Source organism: Sphingomonas kaistensis (assembly GCF_036884275.1).
GTDB classification, from domain to species: Bacteria; Pseudomonadota; Alphaproteobacteria; order Sphingomonadales; family Sphingomonadaceae; genus Sphingomicrobium; species Sphingomicrobium kaistense_A.
In genome coordinates this window covers 412333-434709 of record NZ_CP145607.1, presented here as the reverse complement: position 1 = coordinate 434709, position 22377 = coordinate 412333, and the positions used below count along the sequence as shown (strand labels likewise).

Genomic DNA, 22377 nt, shown 5'->3' with positions numbered 1-22377 from the left:
AGTCTTAGGGCTGAGCTAAGCTCTATTTCTTAAAGAGGCGCGCACTGCTCCTGAAGCCACGCGCGGTCTTCGGCACCAAGGCCCGGCCCGATCCGCCGCACGACCTCGGCATGATAGGCATCGACCCATCCCCGCTCGTCGGCGCTCAGCATGTCGGTGACGATTAGCCGCCGGTCGATCGGCGCAAAGGTCATTGTCTCGAACCCGAGCATCGGCTTCTCCGCGCCGGGGACGTCCTTTTCGACCACCAGTACTAAATTCTCGATCCGGATGCCGTAGGCGCCTTCCTTGTAATAGCCGGGCTCGTTCGACAGGATCATTCCGGCCTGCAGCGGCTCGTCGCCCCCGGCATAGGCGCCGCCCACCGGCGCGATTCGCTGCGGGCCTTCGTGGACCGACAGGAAGCTGCCGACCCCGTGGCCGGTGCCGTGCGCATAATCGAGGCCCGCTTCCCACAACGGCCGCCGCGCGAAGCTGTCGAGCTGACCGCCGCGCGTCCCCTTGGGGAACAGCGCCCGGTCGATCGCGATATGGCCTTGCAACACGCGGGTGAACCGCTCGCGCATCTCCTGGCTCGGCTCGCCCACCGCGACCGTGCGGGTGATGTCGGTGGTGCCGTCCTCATACTGCCCGCCCGAATCGATCAGGTAGAGCGAGCCGGGCTGAAACGGCACGTTCGACTTTTCGGTCGAATGATAATGCGGGCTCGCGGCATTGGCGCCGAACGCCGAGATGCTGTCGAACGACAGGTCGCGCAAGCTCGGATCCTCGCGGCGGATCGCTTCCAGTCGGTCGGAGGCCTTGAGTTCGTCGAGCTCGCCCTCATGCTCACCGACCCATTTCAGGAACCGCGTCATCACCGCGCCGTCGCGGGTCTGCGCAGCGCGCTGGCCGGCAATCTCGGCCTCGTTTTTGATCGCGCGCGGCAGCACGGTGGGATCGCGCAACGCGATGATGGTCGCGCCCGCGCCCTCCAGCGCCTCGCTGATCGCCGCCACCGACCGCTCGGGATCGACCGCCACCGTCTTGCCGCCAAGCTCGCCGAGCTTGGCCGTGAACTCCGCCCGCTCGTGCAGCCGCACCCCGTTGCCGAGGTGCTGGCGCAGCTCGGCGGTCACCTTTTCGCCCTCGACGAATAGGTCGGCGGTGCCATCACTATGCACCAGCGCGAACGCCAGCCCGACCGGCGTCCGCGCGACGTCGCTTCCGCGCAGGTTGAAGGTCCAGGCGATCGAATCGAGCGCCGCCAGCACCGCCGCATCGGCGCCTTGTTCGCCCAGCCAATCGGCCACCGCCTGGCGCTTGTCCGCGCTCGACCGGCCGGCCAGCCGCTCGGGATGAACGATCAGCGCCGCCTTGCTCGGCTCCGGCTTGCCTTCCCAGATCGCATCGATCGGATTGTCCGTCACCGCGACCAGCTCGGCGCCCTTGGCGGCCAGCATCTCGCGGGTGTTCTTGACCCAGTCGCCGCGGTGCAGCCACGGGTCGTAGCCGATCCGCGCGCCCGCCTGGGCATGGGCCTTGAGCCAGTCGGCCGGGCTCGATTCCGGCACCGGCTCATAGGACCAGTTCGCTCCGTCCACCTGCTGGCGCACCTGCAGCGTATAGCGTCCGTCGGTGAAGATCGCCGCCTTGTCCGTCAGCACCGCCGCCGACCCGGCCGAGCCCTCGAACCCGGTCAGCCAGCCCAATCGCTGCGCGTAGCTCCCGACATATTCACTCATATGCTCGTCGGTCAGCGGAATGACGAAGCCGTCGAGGCCCTGGGCGGCAAGCTGCTGGCGAAGGGCGGCGAGGCGGTCGGTGTGCGTGCTCATGGGAGCCCTCTAGCGCTTGTCGCGGGGTGGACGAAAGCTCCTCTCTTGCGCCACCGTCGATCCGCCCCAAATCCTTGGTCTTCCCGTTCCCGTCCGAAAGTGCCCTCCTTGCCCGACAGCCTTCCTCCCCGCGCCGAGCCGCGCCCGACCTCCTTCGAACGCCACGGGATCGCCGTCACCGACGATTACGCCTGGCTGCGCGATGTGGGCTATCCGACGGTCGATGACCGGGAAGTGCTCGCCTATCTCGAAGCGGAAAACGCTTGGTTCGAAGCCTGGAAAGCCCCGCACGAAGCGCTGATCGAAACCCTCTTCCAGGAAATGAAAGGCCGCCAGAAAGAGGACGACCGCTCGGTCCCGGTCAAGGACGGCGAATATCTCTACTGGTGGGCGTTCCAGCCCGGCGCCCAATATCGCCAGTGGTTCAGGAAGCCCGTCGCGGGCGGCGAAGACAAGCTCATCTTCGACGAGTCCAAGGAAGCCGAAGGCAAAGATTATTTCCGCCTCGGCGCGCTCGAAATCAGCCCCGACGGCCGCCTCGCCGCGGTGATGGCCGACGACAGCGGCTCCGAACGCTTCACCTTGCGCATCCGCGATCTCGCCACCGGCAAGGACCTCGAAACCGTAACGCAAGTCGGCATCGGCGCTCCCGTATGGAGCGCCGACAGCAAGGCGGTCCTGTTCACCGAGGTCAACGACCAATGGCGCAGCTACCGCGCCCGGCTCCACCGCCTCGGCAGCGACCCCGCCGAGGACGTCACGCTCTACGAAGAAACCGAGGACAAGGGCTTCTCGGTCGGCCTCTCCAAGTCGCAGGACGAGAGCCTGATCTTCATCTCGGCGGGCGACAACCGCACCAGCGAGGTCCGCTTCGTCCCCGCCGCCGACCCGCTGGCCGAACAGGTCCTCATTTCGCCCCGCCGCGAAAACCGCCTCTACGAAGCCGACGCCGCGCACGGGAAGCTTTGGATACTCACCAACGACGACCACATCAACTTCCGCATCGTCTCCGCCGACCCCGCCGCACCGGGCGAGTGGCACGAGGTCGTCCCCGGCTCCGACGACACCTACCTGCGCGGGGTCACCGCTTTCCGCGACCACTTCGTCATCACCAGCCGCGTGCAGGGCCTCGATCAGCTGACCCTCCGCGACTACGCGACCGGCGCGACCACCCGCATCCCCTTCGCCGAAGCGAGCTACACCGCCTCGCTCGGCAGCAATCCCGACTTCGCGCCCGACGCCTACCGCCTGTTCTACAGCTCGATGGTCACGCCCGGGACGGTGCTCGACTATCACCCCGCCACCGGCACGCTCGAAACCCTGAAGGTGACCGAGATCCCGTCGGGCTACGACCCGTCGCAATATACGACCGAGCGCCTCATGCTCCCCGCCCGCGACGGCAAGCAGATCCCGGTCAGCATCGTCTACAAAAAGGGTTACAAGAAAGACGGCAGCCAGCCGCTCTATCTCTATGCCTACGGCGCCTACGGCTACGCCATCCCGCCGAGCTTTTCGTCGACGCGCCTCAGCCTCCTCGACCGCGGCTTCGCCTATGCCATCGCCCACATCCGCGGCGGCGACGACATGGGCTACGGCTGGTACCTAGACGGCACCGCCACCAACCGCTGGAACACCTTTCACGATTTCGTCGATGCCGCCAAAGGCCTCGTCGCCGAAGGCTTCGCCCAGCCGGGCAAGATCGCCATCCAGGGCGGCTCGGCCGGCGGCAAGCTGATGGGGGTGGTCGTTAACACCGACCCCGACCTGTGGGGCGCGGTGATCGCCGACGTGCCGTTCGTCGACGTCATCAACACCATGATCGACGACACCCTGCCGCTGACCCCAGGCGAATGGCCGGTATGGGGCAATCCGATCACCGACGCGGACGCCTTCAAGCTGCTGCTGAGTTACAGCCCGTACGACAACGTCAAGCCGCAGGCCTATCCGCCGATGCTGGTCACCGCCGGTCTCCACGACCCGCGCGTCACCTATTGGGAGCCCGCCAAATGGGTCGCCCGCCTGCGCGCCACGCGGACCAACGACGCGCTGCTGCTGCTCAAGACCAACATGGGCGCCGGTCACGGCGGCAAGTCGGGGCGCTGGGACAGCTTGCGGGAAACCGCCGAAGAGCAGGCCTTCGTTCTGACCCAGCTCGGCGGCGCCGAATGATCCTCACGCTGGCGGCGGCGGTCGCGTCGTCGTCCGCCCCCGCCGAGGTCAGTGTCACCCGTTCGGGCAGCGGGTTCGACGCCGTTTTCACCTTGCCCCGCGCGGCGCCCGCCTGGGGCTTCTTCCGCTCCAGCCTCGCGACAGAAGACCGCCAGCCGTGGCGCCCGCGCAGCTGGACGATCCTCACCCCCGGCGTCCGGCTCGAGCGGCGCGGTGCGTACGACGCGCTGGTCGCGACCAACGGCGGCCCGGTCCCGCGCACCATCCGCGTCCGGGTCGCGCCCTACACAAGCGAAGTGCTGAGCGATTACGTCCCCGCGCTCCGCCTCGGCCCGAGCGGGGTGGCCTTGTTCGACGGGCAATTCTCGCTCTTCTCGGTAGCATCCCTGGCGACGCTCGACCGCCTCGGCCCCGATCCCGAAACCGGGGCCATCACCGACACCAGCACGCGCATCCGGTTTCGCGGCCCACCCGCCACGATCCGGCTGGCCGGCGACACCGCAGGCTATGAACGCGGCAACAGCGCAGGCACTTACGGCCTGTTCGGTGTAGCCAGCGCGATGGTCGAGAACGGCATGGCGACCGTGGTCGATCCGCAAATGCCCGCCTGGCTCGCCGCCGACATTCGCACCTTCACGCCGCGCCTGCTCGAGCGCTACCGGAGGCTCCTCGGTTCGCCCGGCGCCCTTCGCCCGACCGTGCTCGCCAGCTGGGCCGGCGCGGATCGCCCGGGCGCCAGCCTCAACGGCGGGGTGCTCAAGGGCCTTGTCCTGATGCGCATCTCGGGTTCCGCCGCGACCCGGCCCTCGCCGCCGCTGCGCACGCTCGCCCATCGCTATATTGCTCACGAAAGCGCGCATTTCTGGCTCGGCCAGATGGTCAATTACGACAAGGCGGCCGACAACTGGATCGTCGAAGGCGGCGCCGACCTGCTCGCCATTCGCGCGCTCGGCGCAACTGACCCCGGCTACGATGCCCGCGCCGCGCTCAACAAATCGCTCACCGATTGCATCGCCGCCTCGCGCAAAGGCGGCCTCGCCTCCGCCGTGCAGCGCCAAGATTTTCAGGTCAAATACGACTGCGGCGCGATCCTTTCGCTGGTCGCGGAACAGGTGGCCAGCGGCGACTTCCACGCCTTCGTCCGCCGCCTCCTCGCCGCCAACGCCGCCGACCGCGCCGTCTCGACCGCGGAATGGCTCGCCCTGCTCGAAAGCTATCCGGCCGGCCGCAACCTCACCGCGTCGATCCGGCCCTTGCTGAGCGGGGCGCAGCCGACCCCGCGCGGCTGGACCGAGTTGCTGACCGCCGCCAAGGTCCGCTACCGCCTGCGGACCGACCAGACGCCGGAGCTATTGTGACCAATCCCAGCTTCACCCTTTCGCTCACCGCCGAGCCCGAGCACATCGACGAGCTCGGCCACGTCAACAATGCGGTGTGGGTGCAGTGGATCCAGACCGTCGCCACCAGCCACTGGTACGCTGCCGCGCCCGAGCAATATCGCGACGCTTTCGTATGGGTCGTGATCCGGCACGAGATCGATTACCTCCGCCCGGCGCTGGTCGGCGACGTGGTGACCGGCCGCACCTGGGTCGACGACGCCCCGCGCGGCGCCCGCTTCGACCGTTTCATGGAATTCACGGGTGCCGACGGCAAGGTGTTGGTGCGCGCCCGCACCACCTGGGCGATGCTCGACAAAGCCACCGGCCGCCCTCAGCGTATCACCACCGAGATCGTCGCCCCGTTCCTCGGCGATTAGCGTCGTCCCGGCGAAGGGAACCCATTGAAGTAATACTTCGATGGGACCCGAAGGCCGGGACCTCGGGCGATTGAAGCGCCTTTCCGCCCGAGATCCCGGCCTCCGCCGGGATGACGATGTTCGAAAACCCTGTCCTACGCGGGCGCCATCTGACAAAAGCAGACCGATGCCCGCTTTCGTTTCTTTCACCCATCCGCAAAGCACGCTCCCAGGCGCCCGCAAGACAGCAACCGCCGCACCCCCGCCACCGGTGACCTTTGTGACCTTGTTCAGGTTCACACGCCGTTCCGACACCCCGTCACCGGTGACCTTTGTGACCTTGTTCAGGTTCGCGGCCCCCGCACGAATGGCGCACGCATGACCCGAATCGTCCTCCACGATTACTTCCGCTCCTCGGCCAGCTACCGCGTTCGGATCGCCCTCAACCTCAAGGGCCTCGCTTACGAGCAACATCCGGTCAGCCTCGTCGAGAACGAGCAGCAGTCGGCCGAATACAAGGCGCTGAACCCGCAGGGCTTCGTGCCCATGCTGGAGATCGGCGACGAGCGCGTGACGCAAAGCCTCGCCATCTTCGACCGCCTCGACGCGCTCGAAAAGGAGCCGCCGTTCGTTCCCGCCGATCCCCCCGGCCGCGCCCATGTCCTGGCGCTGGCGCTGACGATCGCCTGCGACATCCACCCGCTCAACAACCTGCGCATCCTGCGTTACCTCAAGAACGAGCTCGGCCAGCCGCAGGAGGCGGTCGACAGCTGGTACCGTCATTGGGTGATCGAGGGCCTGACCGCCCTCGAAACGCTCGCCGCGCCGCAGGCCGGCACCTTCCTCTATGGCGACCAGCTCAGCATGGCTGACATCTGTCTCGTCCCTCAGCTGTACAACGCCCGCCGCTTCGACGTGCCGCTGAACGCCTATCCGACCCTGCTCCGCGCCGAAGCCTCGGCGCTCGAACTTCCCGCTTTCGCCGCCGCCCATCCCGATCGCCAGGAGACCGCCCAGTGAACCGCGTCGACACCATCAACGCCGGTATGGATCGGCTGAGCGCCCTGCAGGACGTCCGGATTTCCAGCCTGGAGGGCAAGGTCAGCGAGGAGGAATGGAAGCTCCGAGTCGATCTTGCCGCCGCTTACCGCCTGATCGCGCATTACGGCTGGGATGACCTCATCTTCACCCACATGAGCGTTCGGATCCCGGGGCCGGAGCATCACTTCCTCTTGAACCCCTACAACCTCATGTTCGAGGAAGTCACCGCGTCTTCGCTGGTCAAGGTCGATATGCAGGGCAATCCGGTCGACCCGACGCCCTTCATCACCAACCCCGCCGGCTTCACCATCCACTCGGCCGTGCACATGAGCCGCGAGGACGCCAACGCCGTCATCCACCTTCACACGCCCCACGGCCAGGCGGTCGCGGCGCACGGGGAGGGGCTGCTTCCGCTGACTCAGACCGCGATGCTGGTCCGCGGCGACCTCGCCTTCCACGACTACGAAGGCGTCGCGACGGACCATGACGAGCGCGAGCGGATCGTCGCGGATCTGGGCACCAGGAACGCGATGCTGCTGCGCAATCACGGCACGCTCAGCGTCGGCAGCACCGTCGGCGAGGCGTTCATCCGCATCTATTTCCTCGAACGCGCCTGCCAGGCCCAGATCATGGCGCTTTCGGCCGGCGAGGCGATCAACCATCCGCCCCAGGGCACCCCCGAGATCGCGGCGGAACAGGGCGCCCAGGGCCTCAAGCTCGCCGCCCAGTTCCTCGCCTGGCCCGCGCTCCTGCGCAAAGCCTATCGCCTCGACCCCAACTTCGCGACTTGAGCCGCCGCCCCCACCCTGTTAGGGCGCCCGCGCTGCCGCTTTAGCTCAGTTGGTAGAGCACCTCATTCGTAATGAGGGGGTCACAGGTTCGAGTCCTGTAAGCGGCACCACCCCTTCCACAAGCAACCTTGCAGCAACGATGGTCAAAGCGCCTTTCGCTTGGGCTTGGCTTGGGTCCCTGCTCTAAGCGGCCGAGAGCTTACTTGGCTTGGTATTGTGAGTTGGAGCTTGCCATGATTCGGAAGGACTTAGACGAGATAACGGCTGAGGACCTTGCGACGCTTTGCACCTCAAGCCGTGCTGAGGACGAGCGCATAGAGTTCAAAGAGTCATTCACAGGTGGTGCTGATCTTTCAGCGATGAGTGAGTCTCAGAGAGACCGAGCACTCGACAATGTCGCGCGAGAGATCACGGCGTTTCTCAACGCCGGAGGCGGCGATCTGATTATCGGCATCAGAGAGCATGAAGGACTTGCCGCAGAGCTCCTACCTCTTCCACAGGCAGTCGATGCTGCGGAACGGCTGAGACGCAGCCTTCCTTCGAGAATCGAGCCTAGCCCTCGCGCTTTGAGAATTCGAAGTATCGCAGCAGACGATCGTGGCTCTGTTGACGGCTACATCGTGGCGCGAGCTGATAGCTCCTTGCAAGCCCCACACAGGGTTGCTCGCTCTAACGAGTTTTACATCAGGAGGGGGACGGAGACGTTGCCGATGAGCATTGCAGAGGTTCACGATCTCACCCTCAGCGTTCGGACGGCAGCTGAGCGGATCGATGATAAACTGAAAAGCGAGCTCTCGAGTGTTCGCGAATTTAGAGCCAACAACCGGATCTTTCAGGGCGGGGGTTTTCAGTTCCGGGTCGTGTATGTCCCCCTGCAGCCCACTCAAATTTCGCTGGAAGGAAAGACCCTTGCAGCGCTGACGAACGCACAGCCAGTCTTTTACAGGAATGGAACTGAGACAAGGAATGACGTGGCGTTCAGAAGGCTAGGTTCGAACTGGAGACCAGTGCTCAGGGGCAAGCTGTTAGAGGACTGGATTGAGGGCGCTACCGACCAACGAGCTGGGTACGCTTCAAAGAGGGTGCATACCGATGGAACTGTCGTCTTTGATTGGTTCGTTAGGTACATCCCGGAAGGGGACCTCAATTCTGTTGCCCTTCACATCGAGTGGTATCAAGGCTTTCTAGCCGAGATCTGTCGCAACCTGCTCAAGCTTCGATCAAGTCAGCCAAATCTTAACCCTGGAATTGTGGGCGTGGCCATGAGGAATGAGCCGCATTCGGGCAACTTACCTCACCTTCTTGTGGGGTCATCCATGTTCCAAGAGCAATATGCGTTGCCACGGCTGGAAAGGGTCCACCAACTTCCCAATTTCATGATTGTCGAGGACGAGCAGGTACTCTCTTTCTTCACCCAAGCTCAGGAAGATCTCTTCGCCATCGCCGGTACAACAGGCGAAATTGCATCGCTCATGCAATTGGGCTCGTAAGCCTCCGAGCTAGTATGCGCTTCGCCCCAAGCTCTGCCGCTCTTTGAGGCGATGATCAGGCTTCAGTATAAGAGCGCTCAAACAGTGGTTTTGCGCGCTCAAGATCGTCAGGCGAGTGGATCGTAATCTCTAGGTCGCCGGTACCGAAATGTCCGATCCTTCTAACGTCTCGTGTGAAGCCCTTCTCGAGGACCACAGTGTCCGGGTTCACCTTGACAAACACGATGACCTTCTTGGCCTGATTTCTCACCTCAACGCAGGCGAAGTTCTTAATGCGCCTGAAGGCCACGTAGAAGTCTGTGACTTTTTGATCCACGTCATCCCCCAGAGCCCGAAGGTGTGCTTCGACCGCGTGGTAGAGGTCCGAGACCTCCTGAGGCGCTTCGGCCAGCTGAGCAGTAATCGTCTTGTCCTTTCTACCCCCGACGCTCACTGCCGTGCTTGAACTGCCTCCATTCGGTGTGGCTTTGGCGCTTACGGCGGTGAGTTGCTCAAGAAGCAGCAGCTCACCTTCGAAACGACGATAGCGGATGAGCGTGATGTCCCGGTTCATCTGCTGAACCGCGTGCTCGTCGAACTTAGTGAAGTCACCCGCGATGCAGATCAGCCTGGGTGCGTTCCAGTCGACGCTCTTAGCGGCATCACTGCCGAACCGCTCCATGACGAGCCACTCGAAATCCTTCCGGTGACTCACCAGCCAGTGCAGGTAGAAGAGGCCTTGGTTGATGACGTTCTCGTTCGTGGAACGCTTGTACTCGATTACAACCGGGGTGTTGTTCTCGTCGATGCCGAGCGTGTCCATCCGGCCGCCCTCAGTCGGGAACTCGGAGGCGAGGAAGCGCACGCCTAGCAAGCTCTCCAGGTTCTGTTCGAAGAGCGTTTGAAGAGACTTCTCCAGGGCCATAGATCCACCGGACAGCTCGCTGACGCTAGAGGCACCCAATCGGAACAGCTTGATGTCGCTCATCTCAACCTTCTTGTCTCCAGACGCCCGCGTGTCGAGCGGCCTCTCGCCAAAGGTCTGGAATGCTGCTCCAGCGGTCAGGATAGCTTGCCCGCACTAACGGCGACGGGTGCGGCGACCGGAACAGAGCGTAGGGTCCAAGCTCTCGAATGCTGGCTTCGGCTCTCTCAGCCTTGCGACCAACAAGCACAATCGTCCGGACCTTACGAAGTAAGGCGAGTAGTTCAGAAAGGTCCCGAACACCTGCTTTCAGCTCGCTCGAGGTGATGCGGCGCGTACCATTCCACCCTGGCACGGTGTTCCAGGTCACCGTGCTGGTGCGTGGCACTCCCGCTTCTCTCATGAAGCAGAACGTTGCCTCTGCTGTTGGATCATCGTTGTCGCGACTGATGAGGCCCGAACCAACTCGGCCGAGGCTTCCTTTGTCGACCGTCATCGGCCCCGGCTTCTCGAACAGGAAGAGGATGGAGGCATTCACACCCCCGTCGGCCGGATCGAAATAAGGGTACTCGTTCGTGTCCCTAAGCCGAAGTGAGTGCACGTAGTCCGTTAATGGGGCAATGTGCGCAAGTTGCAGTGCAGCCATTCGCTCCCGCCGTACTGCCTCACTTGCCATAGTGCGCGGTGCGTTCGGAATGAGAATGCTAGTCACAACCCCAGCCTAAGTGCTCACGCGCAAAAAGCAGCATCTTATCTGGAGCTCAGCCGAGCTTCCTCCCTGATCGGGAGCAATCCGAACATCGGAGAATAAGATGCTAACCATCGTCGATGGGGAGGCGCTTCCGCGCGCCCTCGATCCGTCCCTACGCGCACTCATCACGCTGCGGGTTCGTCAGCTGCGCCGCAACTACGACGGCCCACTGCAAGAGATCGTCTGTTTCTATGTGGTTGAGGCCGGTGACGGGCAAGAGCAGGTGGCTGAGGCTCTAGGCTTCTCGCCGCTCAAGAACCTGGTCGACGGCACCTCCTTCGGCGATCCCGACTTTACGCCCAGCTTCGAGTGGATGACGTGTCACGGCGCATGGTTCGAGCTTGTCTTCCTGCTCACGGATGACGGCTTCGGACACATCCTCTTCGTGCCAAACGATCCCGGCACCGAGTTCGACCTGCACCTGCTCTGTCTGACTCACGGTTGTTCCGACAGTGACTAACCGGCCTTCATCACCTCACATCCGAAAGGAACTAAGCATGGCAAAGTCAGGCCTGCTCATCATCACACACCTGTTCGCGGCCGGTGCCGGCTTCATCGTTGCGCCGCGGGAGGAGCCACTAGAAAGCGAGGTCAAGCACGAGGGCTTCTTCGAGGTCGACACCAAGCGTGTGCTGGCGGCGGCGGTTGAGAGCCTCAGGACCGAGAACAGCCTCATCGTCTATGCGTACAAAGGCTTTGCGGCAGTGTCGGTCGAGAAGGACGGCTTCCTCTTGCTGGACGGTCGGCAGGACCTGCTGGTGCCTGCGTCGGTCAGCTACATGGTGCCGCTGTCCAAACTTTCGGGCGGCGACATCACTCTAGATGAGAACCGAAACACACTGACTATCACTCTGCCCAAGATGGCGATGTCGGACGTTGCCTTTGAGCCCGAAGGTGCACGGGTCCTAAACGCCGGTATCATCACCCTCAGTCAGGAACAGGTGGAGGAGTTCACGCGGCAAAATTACGCGACCGCTAGGCGAGCCTTCGTCAGCCAGGCTCAAGGGGCAGCCATAGTGGAGCAGGCACGTGCGAATGCCACGAAGGCTATGACACGATACCTGGAGGCAATACTAAGGGCAGCAGGCCGGCCGGACGTCCGCATCGTGGTGCGGCTCGGTTAAGCTAACCGGGAGGGCGGTTCATGTGATCGCCCTCCTCTCTGCCCCGTGTTCCCGGCAAGTCTTGACGCGGCTGGCGTGAGCACACATCTTAGTTGCTCCCCCGAAGCGATGCCTTGGCATCGAAACCATTCGGCGGGGGATCAGCTGCGACTTCACATCCGGTCTACACCCCACCTGTGCGTTTCAAACGTCACGTGAGGTACTTGTTCGCCTAACGTTCGCCGCTCCGCCGAACGCCATTGCAGCAGGTCACATCCGTCTTCGAGCAACCGCCTCCGAACCGCGGAGTGAGCTTGTTGATGGATTGTTGTTATGTTGTCGAATTCAAACGCCGAAAGCGGGAAAGCTCCAGGGCCCGCCAAGCGCCTGAGGGTGCCTATCAAGTCAACATCGCTGCCGGACGCTCCGGCACATGGGGGTGAAGAGGGTAAAGGCGGGGAGCCGGCGGTCCCAGCAGTTAGCAATGCGGCCTTTCTGAAGGTGATCTTCTCAGAGGTCAGCAGAGAAGCCACGCCATTGCTTTGTGAGAAGCTGGGTAGCCCTGACCAGGGAGCCTGGCCACCCGTCCCGTATGACGGTTCTGACGAGCCGTTAGATGTCAGCGCGAATACCTACTTCAACTGCGCCTCTTTCCGCTCGAACAACGACGCTCGGTGGAGCGCTACCGAAAGCCAAGCAGAAGCGTACCACTGCTTGGTCCTAGACGACGTGGGGACGAAGGCGTCGTTTGATGCGCTACCGAATATCGAACCCACATATGTTCTCGAGACGAGCGCCAGCAACTATCAGGTGGGGTACCGGCTACGCACGCCCTGTTCCGACTTCGAGGCAGTGAAGGCTGCTCAGAAGCGGATCTTCGGGTCAGGCGCTGGCGACAAGGGTGCTGGCGGCATTGTTCGATGGGCGCGGCTCCCGAATGGGACCAATGGCAAAGAAAAGCACCGCATGGCTGACGGCGCTCCATTTGGGTGCAAGTTGCGCACCTGGAACCCGGATGCGGCGTATTCGCTGGACGAACTTCTGGAGGCGTTTGCTTGCAGCGGGCGCACGCAAGAGGCGTCGAGCGAAACTTCCGAACAAGACGCATCGGCCCCTGTTCACCCCACCATCAGTGCAGAGGTCTTCCGGCCCTCGCTGCCCGAAAACCCGGTAGTAACGGCGCTCAAGGAACGCGACCTATACAAGCATGAAGTGTCGCCCGGTCGGCATGAAGTGACCTGCCCGTGGGTGGACGAGCATACGGACGGAATAGATACCGGTGCCTGCTTCTTCGAACCCTCTGCGGCTCGACCCTCTGGTGGGTTCAAATGCCACCATTCCCACGGCGATCGTCGGCGCTTGGGAGCCTTGCTCGAGAACCTCGATCTTGATCGTCGCGCCGTTCATAACCGTCCTCGGATTAGGGTCGTCGAAGGCGAACTGCAGGGGATGGTCGACGCGGCACAGGTCGTCCTGGCTGCCACAGGTGAGTTCTTCCAGTCGGGAGGCGTCATCAAACGGATTGTCAGAGATGCGAAAGGCCAAGTTGCGGCTGTTCCGCAGAACGACGCCGATCTTACTTTAGCTCTGTCGGGTGCTGCGGATTGGGAGCGCTTCGATCAGAAAGGGGAGAGCGGCAAGTGGCGTCGCTGTAATCCGAGCCCAAACTGCATTCGCCTTCTCGTCCAAGCGCAGTCCTATCGGTTTCTTCCCGAGCTGCGAACTATCGCCCGACAACCGTTGTTAGGCGAAGAGGGCAGGTTCATCGAAGCGACCGGCTACGATAGTTGCAGTCAGATTTTCTGTGCTTTCGACCCCTCCAAGTTCTCACGCCCAGAGCCGACAGAAGGCAACGCCAGAGCGGCGCTGGCTACCCTGCGCCACTTGCTGCGCGAATTTCGCTTTGCCTCGCCACAAGACGAAGCTGCTGCTCTATCTGCCATCTTTACCGCGGTGCTTCGAGCGACTCTTGGGCGAGCGCCTGGCTTCCACATCAAGGCGCCCGCGCCCGGATCAGGGAAGTCCTATCTAGCCGACGTCATAGCCCGTTTCGCCAGCCCCGGCCCAGCCGCGAAGACCAGTTATCCGCGGACCGAGGACGAGGCTACCAAGATGATCTTGGCCAGCCTGATCGACGCCCCGGCCGTATTGGACTTTGACGACATGAGCACGGACTGGCGGCCCTTCGGCGCCATCAATCGACTGCTGACTTCGCCCACCATGACTGATCGCCTGCTGGGCACAAGCAAGATGGCAAGGGTCAGCACCGATGTCTTGGTATTGGGTTCTGGCAACAATACGGGGCCAACTGGCGACCTTTGCCGCCGCGTGTTGGTCATCCATCTCGACACGGGATCGGAAACACCCGCAACCATGCGGTACGAGGGTGATCCGCTTGGGGAGGTCGAGGCCAATCGGGAGAAGTACGTCGCATGCGTCCTGACGATTGTTGAAGCGTACCAATCTGCCGGCCGGCCAGGCGCGCCTTTGCGAGCAATCGCGACGTACAATGGTCTTTGGACCGAGTATTGCCGAAGGCCTCTGACATGGCTGGGCTTGGATGACCCTGCCTCAGGCTTGTTCGAGCAGCTACGCGACGATCCGGACACAGCAGCACTCGGCCGGCTGCTGACATTGTGGTTCAGCCAGTTCGGCGATCGGACGATGACCCTAAGAGCTTTAATATCCGACGCAGATGCTGGGCTCGATGAGGCTCTCGAGGAGCTGCCTTGCTCGACCTCTGGATCGATCAACAAGACCAGTCTTGGACGCTATCTTGGCAAGAACGCAGGCCGCCCAGTGGGCGAGTTTCGCCTGCACCGAGCCGACTGCAGTGAACGCCGGGGCTGGAAGGTCACGCGTAAGCCGGCGACGCCCACGGACGTGTCTACCCCCTTACCGCCTTTGCCCCCTTCAGGTCAGCTCCTGCAGAGCCGTCCGTCGCCGCGCCTGAAGCCGAAACTAACCTGAAGAAGCGCTTCGTCTAAGCCTAACGAACCAGCCATTCGACTGCCTTGGCCGTCCAGGCCGCCTCAACTTCAACAAACAGCAACTCGGGTGCGTCGGCTCTTTGCCGGCCGACTGCCCCATTGCGCATGCAAGGATGTATCAGATGCCCAAGCTCAAATTAGATGCACAAACCTGCCTTCTGGCGACCTGCGACCCTTCGAAGAAAAAGCTCGATCTTTGGGACACGCAGATAAGTGGTTTCGTACTCGAAGTGCGCCCCAGTGGCGGCAAGACCTATTACCTGAGGTACCAAGATAGCCGCGGTCGGCAGAAGCAACTGAAGATCGGCGGGTACCACGACATTTCACTGGACCAGGCCCGCAAGGCTGCCAAGCGGCTCCGATCGGAAGTTGTGCTTGGTGGTGACCCGTTAGCAGACAAAGAGATACTGAAGGCCGTCCCGACCTATGCCACCTTGGCCGAACAGCACCTGGCGCATGCCAAGGGCTATCAGCGTAGCTGGGAATCGATCGAAGGGCTGCTGCGTGTGCATCTGGTGCCGCGCTGGGGTAAACTCCGGCTCGACGAGATCCGCCCGCAGGACATCGCTCAGTGGCTGGCCCAGAAGGCTGCTGAAGGCCTCGCACCCGCATCTGTCGAGAAGATCAGGGTTACGTTCGGGCGATCGTTCGAGTTAGCCCGTCAGTGGGGCATGCCCGGAGTGGCCGCCAATCCGGTCCGCAGCGTCCCAAGACCACGCTTTGATAACGCGCGGTCAAAGTTTCTCACCCGCGAACAGGCCGGCCGGCTCCTCGAAGCTGCAGGTCAGTCGCTCAATCCTCAGCTAAAGTCGATACTGCAGTTGCTTCTACTGACCGGCGCCAGGGTATCGGAGCTGCTCAATGCGGAATGGCGCCACGTCGATCTTGATCGGCGAGCATGGCACATTCCCATCACCAAGACGGGCAAGTCGCGCTACGTACCGCTAAGCCAAGCTGCAGTTGACGTATTGACGTCACTGCATCGGTTTGACGGGTGTCCTTACGTCCTCCCCAATCCGGAAACCCGTGCGCCTTTCGTGTCGATCAAGCACGCCTGGCACACGGCTCGGCGAGAGGCAGGGCTACGCGACCTTCGCATTCACGATCTTCGCCACTCGGCAGCGAGCTTCATGATCAACGGCGGGGTCGATCTGTATGCCGTCGGGCGCATCCTTGGTCATGCGGATCACAAGTCCACAATGCGCTACGCCCATCTTGCCAATGAAACGCTCATGCGTGCCGTCGAAGCGGGTGCGGCAGGCATGAACGGTTAGACCGATCAACCTCTACCCTCACGGCTCGGCATCAGTGTCTGGTCGTGGGGGTCACCATCATCAACGAGTTTAGACCATGAAAATTGAACTAAATTGGGTTACCATGCCCGACTGGTACAGAGCCGGGTTTGTTGGCCTGTCCAAGTCTAACGGTCTCTTTCGAGTGCGACTGCATGGCGAAACCGTGTTCCTTGGCTATGCAGAAACAGGAGGGCTGACCGCCCGCTTGCGAGCTTACAAGAGCCCCAAGGGTACAGGTCAGAATCATCACGCTGGCCGGCTCATCTACGAGCGTCGCGCCGACGTGGAGATGCAGATAGCGGTCATTGCTGCGCCGCCCGAGCAGATCCACCAATTGTATGAGGCCGAGCGGCGCAAGTGTGAGCCGCCGTGGAATGTCGCAGATGAACGCAGCGCCGGTCGCAAGAGAGTGCGGAATTGAGGCTCCTCAACATGGAGCGGTTGGCCTGAAGACTTCTTCTGCAAGCAAACAACTCACCCCGGATGCCACGTGCGTCCGGGGTCCTTTCTCGATCCCATTTTTTGTTGTTGAGCCGGCACCGCGAAGGACCAAGGCGAGAGCACCTTCGGCTCAATCTTGCGCTGACTGCCTCGGTTATGAGCTTTCACGGGAGCCAGCCAAGGCCTCGCAGGGCACAGGTGCAGGGCTGGGGAAGGGTCATGGTACCCGGAGCCCCGCCGACGCGCTCCTGCCTTACTGCAAACGCCGGCGGGCACGAATGCAGCAGTGAGGCAAAACCCGACAAATGCCGCACTCCTCTTCATAGAGCGCAAAGCTCGGATTGAAGATCGCGCAACCGCTTCCGTCAGCTCGCGATTGCTTAAGTTGCGCCATCAGATGCTAAGCTTTCGGACTGGACCTTAGATGAGATGCGAGAGGACTGTGTATGAGCAATCTCGGGCCCGAAGGCCGAACTGCAGCCGAGTTTGTCGCTGACCTTGAGACAATCAGAGGGGGCGCTGCGCGACTTATCGGTGCAGATCGAAATACCATCCTTGTCGAGAGTCAAACAACAGCTGAAAACATCACCACCATTGCAGAGCGCCTGATCAACGCTATCCCTAATCTGAAACAAGATCTGCCAGACCATGATATCGAGCGGATCGTCGCGGAGATGCGAACCCGTAAGAGAGCGAGGGTAGCCTTTACCGGCGACCCGGTCTTTGCAGATATCACAGAAGGATCTGAGATGGATTGTAATGAAGCTGTTGCAGTCGCTCTCCTCGAGATACGCGACCAAGTCGTGGAAGGCGTGAACCAACTGAGTAGAATAGCAGCGGCACTTGAAAGCATCATTTCGTCAAAACTTTGAGGCGGCAGCCTTCGGCTTCCTGAGGCTTTGTTTACACTCTCGTCCTAGTTCCCTCTGATCAAAGGGGTGGATGGCGGATGCGTCTTTTCAATTCCGTCGCTGAGCTACGAGCTCAAGCGGCAAAGCTGGCACGTGAAACGAGCAATGCGCTGAAGACTGCGGGCGATACTTTGAACGGTGCGAAAAGCTACATCAGCACGCACCAACCAGCAATCGCTACTAAAACGCAGCAGGCCATCCTGACCGCGGCGCGCGTGGTTGAGAGTGCGGGCGAGCGCCTCTCAGCAAGCGCAGAGACTGCGCGGAGCAATCATCGGATTGCACCGTCTGCAAATCGAAATGGGAAACCTGGCACAGCTCACCAAGTGGAAAGCTACATTTTAGATGTGTGCACGGCAGCTGCAACATTCACTCAAAGGGTCGGTGAGCGTACCATTGCAGCGTCACCCGCAATCGGAGCTGCCGCTGGGGGCGCGATCAATGGGGCTGCGGGAGCGCTCTCAGGTGCATTTGATGCGGTCGCGATTTCTCAGCGTCACTTGGAAGAATTGTACAGTCGTATTCGGACAGCGAGCCCAGCCGTTCGGAGGGAAATAGAAGGGCAGAGCGCCCTGATCGGCAAGGCTCAACGAGAGAGGCGCAAGAAAGACCTCCTTGATCTCTTGACGGCCGGGGGTGTTTCCCTCTCGTTTGTCGCTGCGCACCCCTCTCAGACTCCCCCGTATGTCGAGGAGGCATTTCGACTGGCCTATCCCGGGCTAGCGGCAGCCGGTGAGACTTTCTCCGACGCTGTTTACAGATTACCACCTGAGGACTTGGTAGGCCTTGTCAGCGGTGTGAAGGGAAAATTGTTTGAGCTGGAGCTTTTGGACCACTTGAACAGTGGCAATCTGCCAGAGGGTCTCCACGCGGAGCTACCTCAATCAGCCACGCAGCCGGGGTTCGACATACAGATCATCGATGAGAGCGGCCGTACAGTCGATGTATTGCAAGCTAAGGCAACCGAGTCGGCAGCTTACGTACAAGATGCGCTGCAGCGCTATCCCGGCATCGATGTCACGACCACGGCCGAGGTACATGCTCAGCTAGTCGCAATGGGTGTAACAGAGAATATCACTAACAGCGGCATCAGTGAAAATGCCCTCGAAGCAGCAGTTTCTGCGGCCGCTGGTCCGATCAATCATCTAGATGCAGGCGACCTAATCCCCTCGTCAATTGGTTTAGCGGTAATCGCTTTGTCCACGTTCATGGACGGGAGCTTGACGGTCGAGCAACGCAGCGCCGAGTTTGGCGATCGTGCAGCCAAAGCAAGCGTCGCTGGCACAGCGGCGGCGGCGGCACTCGCTGCAACAGGTGCCTGGTGGATTGCCTTGGCGGCCGGTGTCGGATCCCGTTCCTTAGCGAGCCTTGGAGATAACAAGCGACAAAGATACGAGATGCTGAAGCGCGTTGCGTTAAGTCTTGAAGCTCGAAACGCGGCGCTCGCGGTTGCCACGTGGGAGAAGGGGGCTACCTGATCAACGTAGAGGATCGTGGCCTTCTAAAGCTCGGTCCTCGAGAGACGTCGGCGACAAGAAGCCCGGACCAAATCGACTTCGGCCATCCGATTCCCGAACGGTAATCAAGTTCTTCGCGTGCCCGCGAACAGGCACTTGAGCATCAAGTTTCCGAAGTGCAGCAGAAGTTGGACGCAGCGCACGTAAGATGAAGGCAGCTGTCGATCACAGCATCACACTTCGGCCAGATCGTGCATCTCGGCCACTAACGCCTTCAACCTCTTCGACGGAGCGCCTGGCAGCCTTCTCTCAAAGGCTAAGGCGAGTTCGCTGTAGTACCAAAGCGATCCCTCGCGCCCACCTGTGAAGCGGTCCCAAACGGCCGGCCCGTGGACTGCAAGGTCAGCGTTGATGGCAGTTGCGTTATGCATCTTGTCTGCAAGCGAGACGAGGAGCGAGTCTGGGTGCTTGCTGGAAAGGCTCGCGATGTAAGCTTCCTTCCGTGGCCGCCAGTCTGGCTTGGGATCTTCCCAGCTGTCTGTGCAGTCTGACACAATAGAGGCAACACGATCGCCGAAACGCGCACGGATGTCGTTGAGCCGTGGCTCTCCACCTTGGTCCTCAACAGCATCATGAAGCAGAGCAGCAATTGCCTGATCCTCGTCCGCGCCAATCTCGATAGCCAAGGACGCGACACCCAGCAGATGCGAGACGTACGGGATGTTGGAGCCTTTGCGCACCTGCTCCCGATGTGCGGCGCTCGCGTAGACCAAAGCAGCGTCGAAGCGTTCGCTCAGCATCTTGTTCTCCTAAGTCTGACCTGCCTGCCGGAACTCCGCGAGGACGCCGAAGTGGTCGCTGATCTGCCCCCCTCCCGGGCGGGCGTTCGACAGGCTTCTGGCGATGACACACGCGAGATCGCGGCTGTGACAGATGTGGTCGATGGCTTGCCGGCCTGCGGGCTGCAGCACGCCACCAGTTGCAAGAGGCAGGTGCTTCAGCACACTTGCCTCCAATGCACTGTAAATCTTCTTCGGCTGGTACTTAGCCGGAACGCGCTGGTTGAAGTCGCCCACAACCACGGAGCGTTCCGCGGCAACCTTCGCGACCTCCTCAAGCGCCGCAAGGTACTCGAGATGCAGTTCCCAGTCGGTTCTCTTCGGAACGCCCGTCCTCACACCAGCAAACCTGTACGGAATTACCACACCAACGAAGCGAATGGGACCGAGCGGCGTGTCTGTTGTTGCCGCCACGAAGCGGCCGGGAGGGATACCGGGTGGACCGGCCGCGTCCACCTCAGTCCAAGGCCTCTTGCTCCAGAGCAGAACTTTTCGCCGGGTCGAGTTGGCTGGGTAAGAAGTGATGGGACTTGCAAGCACCTCATGCCCAACCCCTTCCATGAACCCTGAGTGGGTTTCAGTGAGACAGATCACGTCCGGACCATCTGCCAAGCACCGCTCGCGTATCAGAGCAGCATCGGCCGAGCGCGTTCGTCGCCACTCACAGTTGAACGTCACTACCTGCAGGTGGGGAACTTGGTGCATTGACGGCTACTGGCCGAGAAGCTTGCTTTTTTGCGCGAGGAACTCCTGCTCGCTGAGTACACCGTCGCTCCTTAGCTTCGCGAGTTTGGCAAGCTCATCTGCGACCGATGTTGGTACCTGTTGTGGAAGAGTCGTTGCAGACGGCGCTATAGCGACGACTTGCTCAGTCCAAGCTGGTCTGAAAGCGCGCTGCAGGGTGAGTTTTAGCGCCTTTCCAGAGCGCATGACTTCCACTTCATAAGTGGAGGAGGATGCGGCCTTGGCTGCCGCATCAAGATAGTCGTTCTGGCTCTTCAACCGCTCACCTGCCACTCTGGTGACAAGGTCTCCGACTTGCATGCCCGACTTCTCAGCTGCGGAGCCGGGTTCGATCTTAGTCACTCGCGGAACGTTAATCTTACCAAGCGAGGCTTGCTCGCTCTCAAAGCCAAGAACGGCATGGTTGGGAAAGGTAGTTCCCGGCGGCAGCTTCCCGCCGGCCGAGGCCATAAAGTTCATAGCTGAGTTATGGAATTCGGGCCCGCTGAAATCATTCCGCTTTATCTGTCCGAAGGCCATCTGCAACTCCATCCAGCCGGTGGCCTGAACACGGGAGATGCCGTTAATCTCAGCGATGCCGAACCTGTAGAAGCGGCGGGGAGGCGTGGAGTAGCTGTTCCCCATGAGCATCTGGCCAAGGATCGACTGGCCCATGTTCAAGGGAGCTTCGCAAGTAACGTGGTTTGGCGTTGAACTTACTACCGTCCACTTCGCATCCATACACCGAGCAGCAAGCTGGCCGGAAACCGTCTGCGGCTTGTCGGCGAAGAGGGTCTCGGTCGCTCCCGATGGTGTCACTGCGAAGTACTTGTCCGCGAGGGCCGGACTCGCGAGCGACATCGCTACAGCTCCAAGAACAACACGCTTCACAATCCTAGGCATCGATAGTTCCCCCTGACGACCCTGAGGGCATCATCAAGGTCGCTGAAGCGAAAGTAAACACCGCGTGCGGCACCTGCCTCAACGACAGTTACCCCGTGCCGCTCGCAACCAAAACTGCAGTGTGCTTCCTGCGAGATGAATGGGGCTAGGAGTTGTGGTTTGCTTTCCCGAGGTCGGCGTGAGAGGGTCTTGTCTTCACTGCCTTAGGGGGCTTGTTATGCGTCACTTGATCTTCACAGCGTTTCTGCTTGCGCTTGTGGGCAGTTCGGCCTCAGCCGCTGACCTCGCAAATCTTTTGAACCGACCGCCAGTGACGAGCGTATCGACGAGCAAGCGTCTCTATGATGTTGAGCGCTGCATGATCAACGCGGACTCACCCTCGATGCCGTTCGTCTATAGGCAGCCGGATCAGCCCGAGCGAGTGTTGATCGTGTGGGATGGGGATCAGGTCTTGGCGGTGTGAGCGCTGCAGTTGAGCTTACCGGCTTGAACAACGCGCAATTCAAGTTCTGGGGACGAGAGAAGATCCTGAGGCGAGTTCAGGTTTGCCTGTAGCTGAATTGCTTTTTGAGGGTCGAAGGCCATTATGGCAGCACCGAAAGGCTTCATGCCGGCCGACTTGGGAGGTGAGCCCCAGCAGATTAACTGCAAACCGTCCTTTCGAGGGATGGACATCTGCTGGACCAAGCCGAAGGCCTGGTCAGCAAGCGATGAGGCTCCGCCGTTGTCCGCAGCACAAGCGAAGCCTAGCTATCTTTACGCTATAAGCTGGGATCATCACCTTGCCCAACGTAGAGAAACTATCGCTTATATTGGGATCACTGATCGGCTTGATCGACGGTTCAGAAATCATCCGACTGCCGAGCAACTCATAGCGCGGAAGCGCAAAACTTTTCTGAGTATTGGCCACGTGGATTTCGGTCGGCTCACACGAGCGTCGGCCCGCACAAGCCAGATGACCGAAGAACTCGAGCACATACTCATATGGGCACTCTGGCCCAATCTCGAGAACGTCAA

19 protein-coding genes and 1 tRNA gene are annotated in these 22377 nt (G+C 61.3%); 14 read left to right on the top strand and 6 right to left on the bottom strand.

The features are described 5' to 3' along the window. Nucleotides 1–29: 29 nt before the first annotated feature. Nucleotides 30–1817, bottom strand: coding sequence for an aminopeptidase P family protein (locus V6R86_RS01905; RefSeq protein WP_338501569.1), 1788 nt, complete (start codon nucleotides 1815–1817; stop codon nucleotides 30–32). Between the two features lie 99 nt (nucleotides 1818–1916). Here V6R86_RS01905 and V6R86_RS01900 point away from each other — a divergent pair, with 99 nt between their 5' ends. The 7 genes from V6R86_RS01900 to V6R86_RS01870 all read left to right on the top strand — a co-directional run bounded on the left by V6R86_RS01900 (nucleotide 1917) and on the right by V6R86_RS01870 (nucleotide 9043). Next, nucleotides 1917–3986, top strand: a complete 2070-nt coding sequence (locus V6R86_RS01900) for a S9 family peptidase (RefSeq protein ID WP_425335932.1) — start codon at nucleotides 1917–1919, stop codon at nucleotides 3984–3986. Then, nucleotides 3983–5344 carry a hypothetical protein gene (locus V6R86_RS01895; protein ID WP_338501565.1) on the top strand — a complete coding sequence of 454 codons (1362 nt, stop codon included), beginning with the start codon at nucleotides 3983–3985 and terminating at the stop codon, nucleotides 5342–5344. Before V6R86_RS01900 ends, V6R86_RS01895 begins: the two co-directional genes overlap by 4 nt. Beyond that, the gene (locus V6R86_RS01890; RefSeq protein WP_338505370.1) at nucleotides 5338–5742 is read left to right on the top strand and encodes an acyl-CoA thioesterase; all 405 of its coding nucleotides are present in this window, start codon (nucleotides 5338–5340) and stop codon (nucleotides 5740–5742) included. Before V6R86_RS01895 ends, V6R86_RS01890 begins: the two co-directional genes overlap by 7 nt. A 357-nt stretch (nucleotides 5743–6099) precedes the next feature. Next, nucleotides 6100–6741, top strand: a complete 642-nt coding sequence (gene maiA / locus V6R86_RS01885; RefSeq protein ID WP_338501562.1) for a maleylacetoacetate isomerase — start codon at nucleotides 6100–6102, stop codon at nucleotides 6739–6741. A 26-nt stretch (nucleotides 6742–6767) separates the two neighbouring features. Continuing rightward, complete coding sequence (locus tag V6R86_RS01880) at nucleotides 6768–7553, top strand: class II aldolase/adducin family protein (RefSeq protein WP_338505368.1); 786 nt, start codon at nucleotides 6768–6770, stop codon at nucleotides 7551–7553. 34 nt (nucleotides 7554–7587) lie between these two features. Then, nucleotides 7588–7663: transfer RNA gene (locus V6R86_RS01875), tRNA-Thr, on the top strand. A 123-nt stretch (nucleotides 7664–7786) separates the two neighbouring features. After that, nucleotides 7787–9043 (top strand): ATP-binding protein, encoded by a 1257-nt coding sequence (locus V6R86_RS01870; protein ID WP_338501560.1) that lies wholly within the window; start codon nucleotides 7787–7789, stop codon nucleotides 9041–9043. A 55-nt stretch (nucleotides 9044–9098) separates the two neighbouring features. Here V6R86_RS01870 and V6R86_RS01865 read toward each other — a convergent pair whose 3' ends face one another. Both V6R86_RS01865 and V6R86_RS01860 read right to left on the bottom strand, forming a co-directional pair. Further along, on the bottom strand, nucleotides 9099–10010 hold the full coding sequence (locus V6R86_RS01865; RefSeq protein ID WP_338501557.1) for a DUF5655 domain-containing protein: 912 nt from the start codon (nucleotides 10008–10010) through the stop codon (nucleotides 9099–9101). A 1-nt stretch (nucleotide 10011) separates the two neighbouring features. Continuing rightward, complete coding sequence (locus tag V6R86_RS01860; protein ID WP_338501554.1) at nucleotides 10012–10593, bottom strand: uracil-DNA glycosylase; 582 nt, start codon at nucleotides 10591–10593, stop codon at nucleotides 10012–10014. A gap of 166 nt (nucleotides 10594–10759) precedes the next feature. Here V6R86_RS01860 and V6R86_RS01855 point away from each other — a divergent pair, with 166 nt between their 5' ends. The 7 genes from V6R86_RS01855 (at nucleotide 10760) to V6R86_RS01825 (ending at nucleotide 18916) form a co-directional block, all read left to right on the top strand. Beyond that, on the top strand, nucleotides 10760–11158 hold the full coding sequence (locus tag V6R86_RS01855; protein WP_338501552.1) for a hypothetical protein: 399 nt from the start codon (nucleotides 10760–10762) through the stop codon (nucleotides 11156–11158). 37 nt (nucleotides 11159–11195) lie between these two features. Next, nucleotides 11196–11822 (top strand): DUF4230 domain-containing protein, encoded by a 627-nt coding sequence (locus V6R86_RS01850; RefSeq protein ID WP_338501550.1) that lies wholly within the window; start codon nucleotides 11196–11198, stop codon nucleotides 11820–11822. A gap of 372 nt (nucleotides 11823–12194) precedes the next feature. Continuing rightward, nucleotides 12195–14771 carry a DNA-primase RepB domain-containing protein gene (locus tag V6R86_RS01845; protein WP_338501547.1) on the top strand — a complete coding sequence of 859 codons (2577 nt, stop codon included), beginning with the start codon at nucleotides 12195–12197 and terminating at the stop codon, nucleotides 14769–14771. 142 nt (nucleotides 14772–14913) lie between these two features. Next, a complete protein-coding gene (locus V6R86_RS01840; protein ID WP_338501546.1) occupies nucleotides 14914–16065 on the top strand; it encodes a site-specific integrase in 1152 nt (383 codons plus the stop codon). 76 nt (nucleotides 16066–16141) lie between these two features. After that, on the top strand, nucleotides 16142–16507 hold the full coding sequence (locus V6R86_RS01835; RefSeq protein ID WP_338501544.1) for a hypothetical protein: 366 nt from the start codon (nucleotides 16142–16144) through the stop codon (nucleotides 16505–16507). Nucleotides 16508–16973: 466 nt separating this feature from the next. Further along, nucleotides 16974–17399 (top strand): hypothetical protein, encoded by a 426-nt coding sequence (locus tag V6R86_RS01830; protein ID WP_338501542.1) that lies wholly within the window; start codon nucleotides 16974–16976, stop codon nucleotides 17397–17399. A 77-nt stretch (nucleotides 17400–17476) separates the two neighbouring features. Beyond that, nucleotides 17477–18916, top strand: coding sequence for a hypothetical protein (locus V6R86_RS01825; protein WP_338501540.1), 1440 nt, complete (start codon nucleotides 17477–17479; stop codon nucleotides 18914–18916). A 212-nt stretch (nucleotides 18917–19128) separates the two neighbouring features. On the opposite strand, the gene V6R86_RS01820 is transcribed toward V6R86_RS01825, so the two are convergent. From V6R86_RS01820 to V6R86_RS01810, 3 genes are read right to left on the bottom strand one after another with little or no spacing between them, the layout of a single operon-like run. Further along, a complete protein-coding gene (locus V6R86_RS01820) occupies nucleotides 19129–19695 on the bottom strand; it encodes an HD domain-containing protein (RefSeq protein WP_338501538.1) in 567 nt (188 codons plus the stop codon). Between the two features lie 9 nt (nucleotides 19696–19704). Continuing rightward, nucleotides 19705–20439 (bottom strand): endonuclease/exonuclease/phosphatase family protein, encoded by a 735-nt coding sequence (locus V6R86_RS01815; protein ID WP_338501536.1) that lies wholly within the window; start codon nucleotides 20437–20439, stop codon nucleotides 19705–19707. 6 nt (nucleotides 20440–20445) lie between these two features. Continuing rightward, a complete protein-coding gene (locus tag V6R86_RS01810; RefSeq protein WP_338501534.1) occupies nucleotides 20446–21318 on the bottom strand; it encodes a PDZ domain-containing protein in 873 nt (290 codons plus the stop codon). Nucleotides 21319–22377 lie beyond the last annotated feature (1059 nt).